Annotated in this window: 11 protein-coding genes; 8 read left to right on the top strand and 3 right to left on the bottom strand. The window is 45.3% G+C overall.

Translation table 11 applies throughout. The features are described 5' to 3' along the window. Positions 1-162: 162 nt before the first annotated feature. From QUB70_RS21710 to QUB70_RS21700, 3 genes are all read right to left on the bottom strand, one after another. Positions 163-645, bottom strand: a complete 483-nt coding sequence (locus tag QUB70_RS21710; RefSeq protein WP_332983370.1) for a GNAT family N-acetyltransferase — start codon at positions 643-645, stop codon at positions 163-165. Between the two features lie 92 nt (positions 646-737). Continuing rightward, positions 738-1,322: a tRNA-(ms[2]io[6]A)-hydroxylase gene (locus QUB70_RS21705; RefSeq protein ID WP_332983368.1), complete on the bottom strand. Its 585-nt coding sequence runs from the start codon at positions 1,320-1,322 to the stop codon at positions 738-740. Between the two features lie 305 nt (positions 1,323-1,627). Next, entirely contained in the window at positions 1,628-3,808 is a 2,181-nt protein-coding gene (locus tag QUB70_RS21700; protein WP_332983367.1) for an O-linked N-acetylglucosamine transferase, SPINDLY family protein, read from the bottom strand. Between the two features lie 99 nt (positions 3,809-3,907). On the opposite strand from QUB70_RS21700, the gene QUB70_RS21695 reads away from it, so the two are divergent. The 8 genes from QUB70_RS21695 (at position 3,908) to QUB70_RS21660 (ending at position 14,596) form a co-directional block, all read left to right on the top strand. Continuing rightward, positions 3,908-4,573 (top strand): glycoside hydrolase family 108 protein, encoded by a 666-nt coding sequence (locus QUB70_RS21695; protein ID WP_332983366.1) that lies wholly within the window; start codon positions 3,908-3,910, stop codon positions 4,571-4,573. 765 nt (positions 4,574-5,338) lie between these two features. After that, positions 5,339-6,469, top strand: coding sequence for a serine/threonine-protein kinase (locus QUB70_RS21690; RefSeq protein ID WP_332983365.1), 1,131 nt, complete (start codon positions 5,339-5,341; stop codon positions 6,467-6,469). Between the two features lie 538 nt (positions 6,470-7,007). Beyond that, the gene (locus QUB70_RS21685) at positions 7,008-10,517 is read left to right on the top strand and encodes a PAS domain-containing sensor histidine kinase (protein ID WP_332983364.1); all 3,510 of its coding nucleotides are present in this window, start codon (positions 7,008-7,010) and stop codon (positions 10,515-10,517) included. 392 nt (positions 10,518-10,909) lie between these two features. Next, positions 10,910-12,181 (top strand): FAD-dependent hydroxylase, encoded by a 1,272-nt coding sequence (locus QUB70_RS21680; protein WP_332983363.1) that lies wholly within the window; start codon positions 10,910-10,912, stop codon positions 12,179-12,181. Positions 12,182-12,314: 133 nt separating this feature from the next. Then, on the top strand, positions 12,315-12,680 hold the full coding sequence (locus QUB70_RS21675; protein ID WP_442927805.1) for a DUF6972 family protein: 366 nt from the start codon (positions 12,315-12,317) through the stop codon (positions 12,678-12,680). Continuing rightward, positions 12,643-12,921, top strand: coding sequence for a hypothetical protein (locus QUB70_RS21670; protein WP_332983362.1), 279 nt, complete (start codon positions 12,643-12,645; stop codon positions 12,919-12,921). The genes QUB70_RS21675 and QUB70_RS21670 overlap by 38 nt, the downstream gene beginning before the upstream one ends. Positions 12,922-13,352: 431 nt before the next feature. Continuing rightward, positions 13,353-14,030, top strand: coding sequence for a DNA-binding response regulator (locus QUB70_RS21665; protein WP_332983361.1), 678 nt, complete (start codon positions 13,353-13,355; stop codon positions 14,028-14,030). 344 nt (positions 14,031-14,374) lie between these two features. Then, the gene (locus QUB70_RS21660) at positions 14,375-14,596 is read left to right on the top strand and encodes a hypothetical protein (RefSeq protein ID WP_332983360.1); all 222 of its coding nucleotides are present in this window, start codon (positions 14,375-14,377) and stop codon (positions 14,594-14,596) included. Positions 14,597-14,647: the final 51 nt, after the last annotated feature.

Here is a 14,647-nt window from a genome sequence, read left to right as displayed (position 1 = left end):
CCCAGAAACCGGGTTTCTTCCGAAATATTTCGCCACCAACGGAGATTTTATCAGAAACCCGGTTTCTTAGACTTGGCAAAATTCCCAGAAACCGGGTTTCTTCCGAAATATTTCGCCACCAACGGAGATTTTATCAGAAACCCGGTTTCTTAGACTTGGCTTCTAACTTAAACATTTTACATAAACCCGATCGCACCTTTGCGTCTCCACACCCGTTGTCGGTAGATATCCGCTATTTTCGTACATTTTAACAGCTTCTTTAAGAATGCTAGCAGTTTCTATCCATATTTCATCAAAACCGCGAGCGATAATTTTACTTTCCAATTCTTGCAGTAAAAATTTCCCCAAACCTTGTCTCCTTGCTGCTGGCAAAATATACATTTTGCGAATTTCCACAGCATTATTCCCGCGTTCAATCGGATAATAAGCGGCTGTACCCACTATTTGATCCTGCCGTTCTACTACCCAAAATTCGCCGCCCTTTTTATGATAAAATAATTCGACATCATAGACATCTCGATCTGCCCCGAAAGGCTCACATATTAAACCGTACTCTGCTAAAATATTTTTAATTAAATGGAAAGCCTCAGCGCGATCGCGCGTTTCCCAGGAACGAATTAAAAAATCGAGATGTTGGGTTTTCATTAGTTGTTGCAACTTATATTATTTTTTTGACTTTAGCAACCGTAAAATTACTGATTTTTTCGCATTTGACAGTCGTTAAATGCACCCAACTTTTAACTGTGAATTCTCGGTTCAGGATAAAGAGTTGCCAGCAACTGACTTTCTACCAATGATAATTCCTCCAGCCTCTCAATCACAATAGCGCGATCGAAATAAGTTGTTGCCAAAATCCAATACACCCCGTAATGGCGGGCTTCCGAAGCCATCAAACTGCGGTAAAACTTAGCTAATTGGGCGTCGGGACAGCGATCGCCCAGCAGCCCCAACCGTTCGTGACTCCGCGCTTCAATCAAACCAGAAACCAACAAAGAATCCAAAAGTCTCTCCGGTTCCTGCTTGCGAATTTGGCCGGACAAACCAGCACCGTAGGGAGGTGCAGCCAAAGGGCCCAAAGCGATGCTGCGCTGTTCTAACCGCTGGTTTACTTGCTCGAAATGCTCTAATTCTTCGCGGGCGATCGCCGTTAACATCCTCACCAATTTTTCCCGTGCTGGGTAGCGAAACATTAAATTTAACGCTACTCCCGCCGCTTTCCGCTCGCAGTGAGAATGGTCTAATAAGATTGTATCCAAATGGGCGATCGCCTGTTCCACCCAAGCTTCCGAAGTCGGTTGTTTCAAAAACTTAATAGTTGTCATTAGTCAGTTGTCAGTTGTCAGTTGTCAGTTGTCAGTTGTCATTAGTCATTAGTCATTAGTCATTAGTCAGTAGTCATTAGTCATTAGTCATTAGTCATTAGTCATTGTAGGGTGCGTCAGATGAGAATGTTTGGTCACATTGATGATGATTTCGCCTGACGCACCCTACGGTTGATGAGAGATGCGGACTGAAGTCCTCACTACAAACCTATTTAATCGCAGTCATTGTAGGGTGCGTCAGGTTAGGATGTTTTCTCACATTGCGGATTGTTTTGCCTGACGCACCTTATCCTATAATTAGCGCGTTATTCTATTTTACGCAGTTTTTCAAACACCGCATACATATCACCAGCAAACTTTTTCGGATTCCACAGCGGCGACAAATTGGCTGCATCTTTAGATTTCACCAACTGTGCTTTAATTGCGTTTCTCAATTCACCATCTTTACCCAATTTTACACCCAAATCCACATATTCCGACCAAGACCAAGCCACACCAGTTTCAATTCCCAAAGCCTGCAAAAACGAATAACCCATTCTAGACAAAAATTGCTCTCCTGTTCGAGTCACCACAGGCAAATTAAACCACAAAGCCTCCAAAGTGTGAGTGCCTCCATTGTAAGGATAAGAATCTAACAAAACATCTGCCAGCAAATAGACAATTCTGTGCTCTTCCTCAGTAGCAAACCTCGGCAAAAACTTAATTCGGTGCCGGCCGACTCCTTCAGCTTCGCAAGCTTGGTGGTACGCGCCCTCAAACACTGCTGCATCGCCTAAAGCTTTGTGAATTAAGATACTGTTCGGCACTTGTTTGAGAATCGCCACTTGTGCTTTTACCAACTCGCGATTAAATTTTCTGCCGGGAGCGACGCACAGGTAAACTATCTGATCCAAACCGATCCGATTCGACCTTCTCAATGCAACCGGATCGACTCCATATCTCTGAAAACCTGACACAGCTACAAAAGAATCCGGCATCCTAATTAGCTGCTCGTCATAATATTTTTCTCGGTCTGCTGGGTGCGAGTGCCAGTCTGTAAGAAAGTAATTTTCCGGCGATATGTAAGGGGCATCAAATCCGAGCCAAGAAACACAAACTGGTGCGGGTTTTTGGTAGAGAATGTCAGCGTGAATTGGTACGCTGAGAGAATCTAAATCGACTAAAACGTCTAATTCATCTTGCTGAATTTGGTCGATAATTTCTGCGGAATTGGCAAGTCCGTTCGGGTAAGTTTTCGGAAAAGTCAGTTTTCCCAAACTTTCAAATTGCTGAGTGCGATCGTCAGGAACGATTCTTTCGGAAGCGTAGAAATACAAATTGGGTGTGATGTCGGACAATTCGCGAATGATGTCAGCGCTGCACCAACCTACAGAATGGCGGCTGAAGTGATTGGACAAAAAGCCGATTTTTAACTTGCTGGATGGGGCTTTTGGTTTAAAACTGTAATTGGCGGGTTGAGAAAAATTAGGTTTGATACATTGGGCGATATACTTTTGGGCAATTAATCTGTAAAGTTTTGAGTTTGCCGCCAAGTCATCTCGCAAATAGGGCGTGCTGAATAACAAATTTGCATAAAGCGATTTAATTTCCACCGGGCTAACGGTTTCTAATTTTTGCTGCAAGTACGACTCTAGCTCTAAAAATCGATCGCCCGCAATTTGATTCAATCCCGACACTTGATAGGTGCTGACGAAGTAAATCGCGGTCATAATTGGATCGGTTTCGGCACACATTTGGCTGTATTGGTGCACGGCTTGCCGCGCGGCCGCTAAATCGCTAGTATCTCTGAGGATGCCGCACAAATGTTGGTGAGCCGAAATAAAATCGGGTTTAATTTCTAGGGCTTTTTGAAGGTTGGGTATTGCGTCTTTAAATTTACCCTGGTGGCGCAAAACTATGCCAATTTGACAGTATGCTTCGGCTAAATCGGGTTTGAAAGCGATCGCCTGCTGCCATGCAGCCACCGCCTCATCTAACTTCCCCTGCCGCGCTAATTTATCTCCTAAATTTAAGTGAAAATCTACCTGAGCCAGATGGGGATTGAGTTCGAGAGCTTTTTGCTCGTATGCTACCGCTGCATCCGGCTGCCCCTGCTGCTTCAGTGCCCCTGCCAAATTCCAGTAAGCAGCAGCCAAATTTGGTTTGAGTTCGATCGCCTTTTCGTAATTGACAATAGCCTCTATCAAATGCCCTTGTTTGTAGAGCATACTGCCCAAATTAGCATAAGCCTCAGCAAAATCGGGATTCAGGGCGATCGCCTCAGAATAAAACCGCATCGCTTCCTCAATGTAGCCGCTTGCTTGCTGCACATTGCCCATTGTCACGTAAGCCGCCGCCCAATCCGGTTGCAATTCCAGAGCTCGGCGACAAGCAGCGACGGCTGCTGCTAAATTGCCTTGAGAGTAATAGGTTTCTGCAACTACTGTCAGCGATGCAGCATCTTCAAATTGGGGTGTTTCGGATTGGTTGCGAAAATCGGAATTCATTTGGCGGCCTATCTGTGCTATCAAGTTAAAGGTTGAATCTATATTATTTTGCAGAGTAGCAGTTTTAGCGGAACTACGGGCGATCGTTACAGAGAATTTATGAGCGACAAGCAAGCGACACAGCGCCAACATCACATCAAGTGGAAACCAAACCTCCTGCTGGGGATACTCTTGTTAACCTTGGCAATCCCCTTACCCTTTGCCCAAAAGACTCTCGCACAGCAGCAGACAGCCAGCTTTCGGCAGCGAGTATTCCAAACAGCTCTTTATTTCACGCTATATTTTGAGGGCGGATTCAGCAATCACCCCGCAGATAAGGGCGGCAGAACTTATCGGGGCATCCTGCAAACGGAATACAACTCTTACCGCTACAGTCGCGGGCTACCGCCCCTCGACGTGACACAGATGTCGGAAGCAGAGCTCCTAGAAATTTATAAATATTACTGGGATTCTAGTCTTTCGGGGACGATGCAGCCTGCTTTGGCGATCGTCATGTTTGACACCGCCGTTAATTTCGGTATTAATAATTCTATTACCTTTCTCCAGCAAGCATTAGGATTGCCGCAAAGTGGCGTTTTTGATGCGCGCACCAAGGAAGCGCTGAAAGTCGCTAACAACAAAAATACGGCGCTGCAAATGATTAACGAGCGGATTATTTACCGCTACAAACGGGTGCAAGAAGATCCGAGTCAGATGGCATTTTTCCGGGGTTGGCTTAGCCGCGATTACAGTTTGTGGGGTTACGTGAACAAGATTAAAAATTAGCTTTTAAGGAATGAGAATTAAATAACTTACACTCTTAAAAGTGGGGAGTAGGGGTTGGGCGTCCCGCCCGCCCTTTTTGGACGGGCGGGACGCCCATCCCACAATAACTATTAAAATTGTAAGTTATTTAATTCGCGATCCTAAGTAGGTAGGCGCAAATAAACTAGACCTCTTGCAAAAATAACTAGGACGGGCTCTCCGGCCCATCCCACAAAAAACATTTTTCCTTGTGGAACGGGCATCTTGCCCGTTCCAAAATTTGATTAAAAGGACTTTTGCAAGAGGTCTACTCTTTCATGTAACAGAATGTCAAGCGAGCTTGACCGCAAGCGAATTGCTTCGCTTCACTCTCGTTTCGCTCGCTTTTGACATACTTATGTATTTTCATGCTCATCTGCTTAACCGCCCAATTATACTCTCGAAGCTGAGCGTCCCGCGATCGCAGCTTCGGGCCTGACGATCGTCGCGCTGCACTCCGAAAATTATGATGCCGGTGCAAAGGTCAACGATATCGCTACGGTGACGGGTCTTTTTTTAAACCCCTAAAATACTCGATTATTAAAAACCGTGAATTCAGATTAACACATCAACCATTTGTCAAGTATATTAATTTCATAAAAGTCATAACTTTGATTCATAAAACTCATATTATCAAGATATATTTCAAAAAGAAAAAACCATAGTAATTTTCAAATAAACCGTCTATAACAAAAATATAAAGATCGAGTCTCTAGCTGCTGCACAACTAACTTAAGCCATGAAACTATGACGGTAGAAGAAGCCATAATTTTTTTGGACAATCTGGTATACGAACAAACGGAAAAACACCTGAGTCGGTTGCAACAGTCGATAATTCGAGGCGTTATAGGGGGTTTGACTTACCAAGAAATTCAGCAAAACGATCCGATCGCCCGCGGGTACACAGTGGGCTACCTGGGGCGGTATGTCGGCTACAACTTGTGGAAAGACCTCACCAAGGTACTGAAGCAAGCAGAAATTATTGGACTAGAAGAAAAAGTAGTCGGAGCAAATCTTTGGGACTGCATCATGAGATCGGTACAAAAAGGCACACAACCAACTAATTCTCTCGATCCGATGTTGCAAAAGCTGCTGCGGATGCGTTACCGAATCAGAGAACATTTGGTGAATACGGAGTACAGCGATACCTATCTGGCTGAAGATGAAAATTTGCCCGATCGACCTTTGTGCCTCGTCAAGCGCCTGAAAAGCCAGTCTGAGAGAAGCAGCCAGCTATTCGATCGAGAAACGCGAGTTTTATATCGATTGGGCAAACACGATCGGATACCAGAATTGTTAGCTCGCTTTGAAGAAGATGGATATTTTTATTTAGTCTATCAATTCATCGAAGGACAACCACTGTATCAAGAACTCATCGAAGGTCAACCCTGGGAAGAACCTCAAGTTATTGCTTTGTTGAAAGATATCTTAGAAGTGCTAGTCTTTGTCCACAAACAAAATGTAATTCACCGCGACGTTCACCCTCAAAACTCGATCAGGCGCACATCAGATGGCAAGATTGTATTAATTGACTTTGGAGCCGTTAAAGAAATCAACACTTCACAAAACAGCACCGGTCAAACGAAATCGCGCGGCGGTACTCAGCAAGACTACATTCCCCCCGAACAAGCCATCGGCTCACCGAAATTTTGCAGCGACATCTATGCTGTCGGGATCATCGGGATTCAAGCCTTGACAGGAATGCGCCCGAAACAACTCAGAGTTGATAATTTAGGCAATCTCATCTGGCAGAAAAATGCAATTGTTACCCCGGAGTTGGCTCGCGTTTTAGACCAGATGGTGCTGTACGCTTTCCCACAGCGTTACCCGTCAGCAACCGAAGCTTTGGAAGCACTTCAAAACTTGGGAGTTAGTTGACTGTTGTCAGTTGTCAGTTGACAGTTGACAGTTGACAGTTACCAAATCCGACTTTAATATCCTATCTTTAGTCCCTCTCTGCTGGGACTTTGTTTTTGTAGTAGCGGTTTCAAACGCCGAGTCTTATCTGCCGATCGCATTTCCCACAGCCACAGCAGCCGGTTGACAATCCGAGCGATCTTGTTGCCGATCGACTAATCAGCTACTATTACGCCTTGATGTACTGAGTAAAAACACTCGGTCTTGCCCATGAATTGGGTGCCAATTTCCGAAATCGAAGGGAAAATGAACAAGGAACAAGGAATTTTTTATTAAATTTTACACGCAAAAAATAGTCAATTCTGCCGAATGCCTTCTAAATAAGAGCTTTCAACCTGCTGTTGACGATCTCTCTAAAGTTAGATAAAATAATCCATATTTTATGATTAGCAGCTTTGAGAAAATCTCAAGCAGCTTTGTATAGTAGGCAACAATATTACTAAAGTGTTGATTGTTACCTTAAATACGTAGAAACCAAATAATTAGAGGGAGCGAGAAATTGGAAGTTTTTGAACGATCGCAACAACTGCAAACGCCCTCAACCCGAATGGCTGCTGTCGAGTCTTTTTCCAAAAAAGCGAGTATTGCAGTAATGGCGATCGGCTGTACAGTCATTTTGGGTTGGATATTCGATGTGCAACTCTTAAAGAGCATTCTGCCCGGACTCGTGACGATGAAAGCCAATACTGCGGTCTGCTTTATTTTGGGCGGGTTTTCTCTATTCATTCAGCAGATCCGGCGCGCCAAATTAACAGCAAGAAAGTCTCAAAGAAATCATAAATCTTTAATGTTGGGATGTTCATTTTTAATTATATTAATTAGCCTATTAACCCTACTTCAATATAGCTTTAATTTAGACTTAGGCATCGACCAACTGCTATTTAAAGAAAGTTACACATTGACAATCCCCGGAACACCAGGACGCATGGCGCCGAATACTGCTGGTGCTTTTTTATTGCTGGGAACAGCGTTGCTGCTGCTGTCAGAAAGTCGGCCTAAATACCTGCGGATTCAAATCTTAAGCTGTTGTGCATTTTTAATTGCATTTACAGGTTTGATAGGCTATTTCTACGACAAAGCTTTATTTTACCAAATTGGCAAAAATACAGGCATGGCTTTGCACACTGCCGCAGCATTTATGTTGCTGAGCTTCGGCATTTTATTTGCCAGTCCAGAGCGAGGATTGATAGCAGTAATGACGAGCGATCGCGCGGGCGGCATCATGGTGAGGCGCTTGTTGCCGCAGGCAATCATTATCCCGCCTTTAGTCGGTTATTTCATCCTATTGGGAGATCGGTTACAAGCCTACACGCCGGAGGTAGGGATATCGCTGTTAAGCGTATTGAACGTGATTATTTTTACAGTTCTGATTTGGCAGAATGCCAAAACTCTTTGCAGCGCAGACCGGAAGCGCTATCGAGCGGAACTGGGACTGAGGAAAGCTAAATCAGACTTAGAAACTCAAGTTGAGAAACGGACTCTCCAACTGCAACTGGCCAACGAGCAATTGCAGGAGCAAATTTTCGACACTAAAACAACCAAGCAGGCACTTCAAAAAAACTACAACCTGTTGCTTGCCGTCATCAATAGTACGCCAGCAGCCCTATTTGTCAAAGATATTCAGGGCCGTTACATAATGCTCAATGCTGCGGGAGCTAGTATAATTGGCAAGTCTGTAGACGACATTATCGGCAGAGATGACAGCGAGTTATTTCACCCGGAAATTGCGGGGAATATTAGGAAAACAGATGGCCCAATTATGACAGCCGGCCAAACGCAAGCGATCGAAGAAGAACTACCAGTCAAAGGAAATTTGAGGACATTTCTTTCTACAAAAAGTGCTTACCGGGACGGACTAGGAAATATTAGCGGTATAGTTACCATCGCGCGAGATATTACTGAAAGCAAAAAAGCCGAAATCGCCAACAGAAGTCTGGCAGCAATTCTGGAAGCAACCCCTGATTTTGTAGGTATCTGCAACCTCGAAGGACACCCCGTTTACATCAACAAAGCAGGCAGAAAAATGCTGGGTATAGGCGAAAACGAAGATATATCCAACCGACAAGTTGCAGAATTCACGGCAGTATCAGCCCGCAGCACTTTGAATGAAGGGATCGCCACCGCTGTTTCCGAGGGCTTTTGGAGCGGAGAAACAGCCTTCGTGTCAGCATCGGGACTCGAAATTCCCGTCAGCCAAGTCCTCATCTCCCACTCCGCACCGGACGACAAACTCACATACATTTCGACGATCGCCCGCGACATCAGCGATCGCAAACACGCTGAAAAAGCGCTGCAACTGTCTCAAGCTCGTTTCGCCGGCATTGTAGAAATTGCCGACGACGCGATTATTTCCGTGGATGCCGACCAAAAAATTATCCTGTTCAACCAAGGTGCAGAACGGATTTTTGGGTGGACGGCGGCTGAGGCGATCGGGCAATCCCTGAGTCTGCTGTTGCCCGAAGCTTTTGTCGCCCCTCACAGCCACCTCGTAATTAATTTCGGCGGCGGCGTTAAACAAGCCCGAAAAATGGGCAGCCGCAAAGAAATTTTCGCCCGCCGCCGAGACGGTACGGAATTTCCCGCCGAAGCTTCTATTTCCAAACTCGAAGTGGCAGGCGAAATCATATTCACAGCAATTTTGCGCGACGTGACAGCCAGCAGGCAAGCGGAAGAATTTGTGCGTCTGAGCGAGGAAAGATACCGATCGCTGGCAATGGCCACCGCACAGATGGTTTGGACTACAAACGCTAGCGGAATCTTCGACAGGCCTCAGCCTGATTGGATAGCTTATACGGGCATCAGCTTGGAAGAGATGAGGGAAAACTCGATAGAAGCAGTACACCCAGAAGACCGCGATCGCACAATACAAGCTTGGATGCGGGCAATAGAAACAAAAAGTCTCTACGAAGTCGAGCACCGCTTGCGGGCCGCAGACGGCAGCTACAGACACTTCTGGGTGCGGGGCGTCCCCCTTTTGGCAGCCGACGGCAGCATTCGCGAGTGGGTGGGAACTCACACCGATATTAGCGATCGAGTCCAAGTTTTGGAAGCACTCAAGCAGTCCGAGGGACAGTATCGATCGCAAGCAGCCGAGCTCGAAAAAGCTGTCCGCGAGTTGCACCAAGCTCAAACTCAACTAATCCAAACCGAAAAAATCTCTTCTCTCGGGCAGCTAGTCGCTGGCGTCGCCCACGAAATTAACAACCCGATTAGCTTCATCTACGGCAACATCACCCACGTCAGCCAATACGCCAGAGACTTGTTCGATTTACTCCACCTTTACCAGGAAAAATACCCAAATCCCGTCCCGGAAATTGCAGAAGCAGCCGAAAATATTGAAATCGATTTCTTAATGGAAGACTTTCCGAAGATTTTGGAATCAATGAAAGCAGGAGCCGATCGCATCCGCGACTTAGTTATATCCTTGCGCAACTTTTCCAGACTCGACGAATCGCAGATGAAGCTAGTGGATATTCACGAAGGAATAGAGAGCACTTTGCTGATTTTACAGCACCGGCTGAAAGCTAATACAGCTCGTCCCGCGATTGAGATTATTAAAGAATACGGGGATTTTCCAAAGGTCGAGTGCTATGTAGGTCAGCTCAATCAAGTATTTATGAATCTTTTAGGAAATGCGATCGACGCCCTCGAAGAGTACAACAGCAATGATTCTTCAAACGAAATATATTCTCGCCCCAACACAATTCGCATTAGCACCAGTGCGAATGCAGACACAGTAACCATTCGGATTGCCGACAACGGGATGGGAATCAATCAAGAAGTTATTCACAAGTTGTTCGATCCATTTTTTACTACTAAACCCGTCGGCAAAGGCACAGGCTTGGGACTGTCAATCAGCTATCAGATTATAGTTAAAAAACACCGAGGCAAATTGCAGTGTGTTTCCGCGCCCGGAGAAGGTGCAGAGTTTGTCATAGAGATTCCCATTTGCCAGGAAGTATCAGCGCTGGCTGCCGAAAACACAAAGGAAATGGTCATTAGTCATTAGTCATTAGTCATGAGTCATTAGTTATTAGTCATCAGTCATTAGTCATTAGTCATTAGTCATTAGTTATTAGTTATTAATTCCTCAAGGTCACGCATTGGGCGAGAAACCCGGTTTCTACGAGTTTTGGCTTGAGTCACGAGAAATCTACCAAGAAACCGGGTTTCTGAGAGTCGCGCATGGGGCGAGAAACCCGGTTTCTACGAGTTTTGGGTTGAGTGACGAGAAATATCCAAAGAAACCGGGCTTCTGTCTCCCCATCTCCGCATCTCCGCATCTCCGCATCTCCCCATCTCCGCATCTCCCCATCTCCCCATCTCGATCGCCCTAAATCGAAATAATTCTTTACAATAAAAAAGTAACATTCCAATTAACTTTGACAAAATCCCTTGAAAATGCCTGTAAACCAACTTTCTCCCACAACAGCCTCCACGGAAACACCGACACTCGACTTTGACATAGCGATCGTCGGAGGTGGCATAGTCGGGGCAACCTTAGCCAGCGCCTTAAAAGATTCTGGCTTAAAAATCGCAATAATTGAAACCCAACTCCCCGCAGCCGCAGCAGCCAAAAAACAAGCCTATGCAATTACCTTGCTATCAGGAATGATCTTAGAAGGTATCGGCGTGTGGCAGCAAATCTTGCCGCAAATCACCACCTTCGAGCAAATTAGCCTCTGCGACGGCGACTATCCCGGCGTCGTCGAATTCCACCGCCCGGATTTGGGAAATACTGGCAAATTGCCCGTACCAAAAACAGCTTTAGGTTACGTTGGCGAGCACCGAGTCATGCTGTCAGCTTTGCAGGAATGTTTGGCAAAAAACCCGAATTTTAGTTGGGTTTGTCCGGCGGAAGTAGTCGAGGTAAAATATTTAACTCATTGCGCCGAAATAGAAGTCAAACAAAACGGCGAAACTCGGACAATTCGCACCAAATTATTAGTCGCCGCCGACGGTTCGCGATCGCGCATCCGCACCGAAGCCAACATCAGCACTCGCGGCTGGAAATACTGGCAATCCTGCGTTGCTATCACTATTAAAGCAGAAAAACCGCACAATGATATTGCTTTTGAGCGCTTTTGGCCGAGCGGCCCGATGGGAGTTTTACCATTACCTGGGAACCGCTGTCAAGTAGTTTGGACAGCACCCCACGCGGAAGCAAAAGCTTTGCAGGAAATGGACGAAACAGAGTTTTTAGCTTTGTTGGAACAGCGCACGGGCGGGCTTTTGGGGCGTTTGGAATTGGAGAGCGATCGCTTTTTGTTTCCCGTGCAGTTAATGCAGAGCGATCGCTACGTTTTGCCCAGATTAGCGCTAATTGGCGACGCGGCCCACTGCTGCCATCCCGTCGGCGGCCAGGGATTGAATATGGGCATTCGAGACGCAGGGGCGATCGGCCAAATCTTGCAGCAAGCGCACCAAAAAGGCGAAGACATCGGCGACTTGCGAGTATTGAAACGGTATCACAACTGGCGCAAAAAAGAGAATTTAATCGTGTTAGGATTTACCGATTTTCTCGACAGATTGTTTTCCAATACTTGGCTGCCAATTGTAGCATTCCGCCGCTTCGGATTGTGGTGTTTGCGGAAAATTCCCCCAGTGAGGTTTTTAGCCTTGCGCTTGATGACCGGTTTGATGGGGCGGCCGCCGGAATTAGCGCAAAATTAGGTTCGTAGACAATCTAAGAAACCGGGTTTTTACGATTTTTACCGACAGTAACGAAGTCTCTCAAAAAAACCCGGTTTCTGGCCCCTCGCGCACGATCTAAAAATCATAGCAGTTATTTTTTCGTTTTAGTGAAGTGAATATAAGTGGAATTGACCGCGAACTTACTCTAGAAACCAGAACCAGTCTCATTGACAAACATCTCCCTGGAACCCAAAAAGCCCAAAGCGAACTTGAAAACGAAGGAATTGTCCATCTCTTTAATGATAGAGAAACAATGGAAAGAGTCGCCGCAGAAATAAAGCTAAGAGGGGAACGCACAGGAGCCGAGGATTTAGAGGATAATTATGAACGCTACGGATTGTACTTTTCCGAACCAATTGGTTATATACTGAAAGCAGACGGTACTCAGATACCACTAAATTACGGTGAAATAAAGATTAAGAAAACTACAGGTAAATATCATGTCATACCTCGCACAAGACCCCGAACAAGCTACTAAAATCAGTCAAGAATCAGAGCAAGAGACTGAGTGGGAGTTTGCAGAAATTTGGGCTGATACTCTGATCTCTCCTCCTTATATCCTGATGTTAGTTAAGGGAAAATCAGGATTTTTTTGCATTCATAATCCGGCACAAAATTATAAAGTTATCTTTACCAGTGACAATTACGAATCTGCTAAAATGTGGCTCCTAGAGGATGAATATGAGCGTTTGAATAGTCGCATTTTACAAGAAGTATAAAATAAAGTGGTGTCGCCACAACCGCCAGGGGTTGAAACCCATAGCTAATAGCGAAAGTCGGTTTCAACCGACTGAAAATCCGAGATAAAAATGAAAAACTCTTTAGTCCTCTTAAAGAGGACTTTTGCTATGAGACAGGGGTTTCAACCCCTGGCGGACTATCGGGCTAACCGAGGTTTCTCGCCACTGGCACCATCAAAGAAACCGGGTTTTTTCCTCAATGTTTGCAATGTTACGAAGTTGGTCGCAAAAACGCGGTACAATAGACCTCTTGCAAAAATAAATAGGACGGGCAAGATGCCCGTCCCACAAAAAAATAACTCTTGTGGGATGGGCATCTTGCCCGTCCCATCAATTGATGAAAAGGATTTTTGCAAGAGGTCTAACGATCGACTCAGCTCGAACCCAGCCCTGACGGCAATAGAAAAACCATGCAGCCAGAACAAGAACAAGAAATTCTCAACCTGCGCGATCGCCAATTAACGCCCAAACAAATTGCCCGAAAGTTAGGATTGAAAGCATCCGAAGTCAGTACCTTTCTTCAATCTCATGCAGAACAAACAGCCCTCGCTAGCGCCGAAAAAGGAGAGTTATTGCCCGTTGCTCAATGTCTCGTGGATGTAAATTTTGCGAAGGTATTGTTAGGGAATGAAACCTCTGAAACGAGCGGTTTGGGTTTAGTGGTGGTTACCCGTTCCAAGGGATACAATCGTTTTGTTACAGCCTCTTATTTGATCGACTACTGGTGTTTGGGAGTCAAGGATACCATCCCGCCACGTAACTGCAACGATAGCCAATATAAAAATTTCGTTCAGCTTTGTTACTCGCAGTTTGGGCAAGAATACGAGGAGATTAGTTTAGAGCAAGCACAAGCCCTGGTTTGGGGTGCGATCGCCTATGCCCGAAAATTAGGCTTTGAACCGCACCGCGATTTCGAGCAGTCGAAGGCTCATTTAGGAGAATCAACCAGCGAAATTGGCTTGAAATTCGGTCGCAATGGAGAACCTTGTTATGTTGAAGGGCCTTACGATAACGCAAGGAAAATTATCAATACGCTTAGAAATTCTGTGGGAGACGGTAATTTCGATTACTTGTTCGGGATGGGGTAGAAATTGATACGGGGGAGCGTCAACCGATACCAAAGAAACCGGGTTTTTACGATTTTTGCAGACAGTAACGAAGTATCTCGCAAAAACCCGGTTTCTGGCCACCCGCCAATTATGATAAGATGGATTCGGTAACTTGGTACATTTTTGAACTGACAATTACGATGATGCTAAAATGTGGCTCTTAGAGGATGAGTATGAGCGTTTGAATAGTTGCATTTTACAAGAAGTATAAAACCTAATAAAAGCTGGCGCTTTAGCGCGACAACGTAATCATCCGCAATCATTGACCGTCTGATAATTTGGATCTACAATGAAAGCAACCAAGTTCTGGATTAGGAAATACTATGAACGCCCATCGTATTGAAACAACCTTTGCAGAGAATGGGAAAATCACCTTAGATAATTTACCTTTTGTGATAGGCGATGCAGTGGAAATTATTATTCTTGAATCTCCTCGCCGCAGTCACCCTGACTCAAATCCTTATCCCTTAGAGGGTACAGTCTGCCAATATGATGACCCAACTGAATCTGTGGCATTAGCTGTCGGGGCGACAAGTCGCCTATAACGCTGATAGAATAAGCCTCATAGCTCTTATGCCTTGTTGATAATTAGGTAG

The sequence above is a fragment of the Microcoleus sp. A003_D6 genome (genome assembly GCF_036702825.1).
Classification (GTDB): domain Bacteria; phylum Cyanobacteriota; class Cyanobacteriia; order Cyanobacteriales; family Microcoleaceae; genus Microcoleus.
This window is presented reverse-complemented; position numbering and strand designations above follow the sequence as displayed.